General features: G+C 65.4%; 1 protein-coding gene. It reads left to right on the top strand.

Annotated features, from left to right (window positions below):
* The coding region (gene galE / locus AX703_RS12190) for a UDP-glucose 4-epimerase GalE (protein ID WP_062344373.1) at positions 1-881 on the top strand (881 nt) is incomplete at its 3' end.

Below are 881 nucleotides of genomic sequence, written 5' to 3' on the forward strand. Positions count from 1 at the left end.
ATGTCGAAGGTTCCCGTTCTCGTCACCGGCGGCGCAGGCTACATCGGCGCCCACGCCGTGCTGGCGCTGAGGGACGCGGGCCATCCGGTCGCGGTGATCGACAATCTGGTCACCGGCTTCCGCTTCGCCGTGCCCGATGGCGTGCCGTTCTACGAAGGCGATATCGAGGACGCCGACCTTCTCAAGCGCATCTTTGCCGAACAGGGTACGCGCGCGGTCATGCATTTTGCCGGTTCCGTGGTGGTGCCCGAATCGGTTTCGAACCCGCTCAAGTACTATCACAACAACACCGCCAAGAGCCGCGCACTGATCGCCGCGGTGGTCGAGGCGGGCGTGCCACACTTCATCTTCTCCTCCACCGCAGCAACTTATGGCACGCCCGAGGTTTCGCCCGTTACCGAGGACACGCCGCAGCGCCCGATCAATCCCTATGGCATGTCAAAGCTGATGACCGAGGCGATGCTGTCCGATGTCGCCGCCGCCCATGCGCTCAACTACTGCGTGCTGCGCTATTTCAACGTCGCCGGCGCCGATCCGCAGGGCCGCACCGGCCAGTCGACTGCGGGCGCAACGCATCTGATCAAGGTCGCGGTCGAGGCGGCACTGGGCAAGCGCGCCTCGGTCGGCGTGTTCGGCAGCGATTTCGACACCCCCGACGGCACCGGCGTGCGCGATTACATCCACGTCTCCGATCTTGCCGCCGCCCATGTTCTGGCACTGCAGGCGCTAATTGCCGATCCCGGCGAATCGCTGACGATGAACTGCGGCTACGGTCGCGGCTTCTCGGTGCTCGAAGTGCTCGACGCGGTCGATCGCGTCACCAACCGCAAGATCGTGCGCGAGATGCAGGGCCGCCGTCCAGGCGATCCCGCCGCGCTGAT

Source organism: Novosphingobium sp. CCH12-A3, assembly GCF_001556015.1.
Classification (GTDB): Bacteria; Pseudomonadota; Alphaproteobacteria; order Sphingomonadales; family Sphingomonadaceae; genus Novosphingobium; species Novosphingobium subterraneum.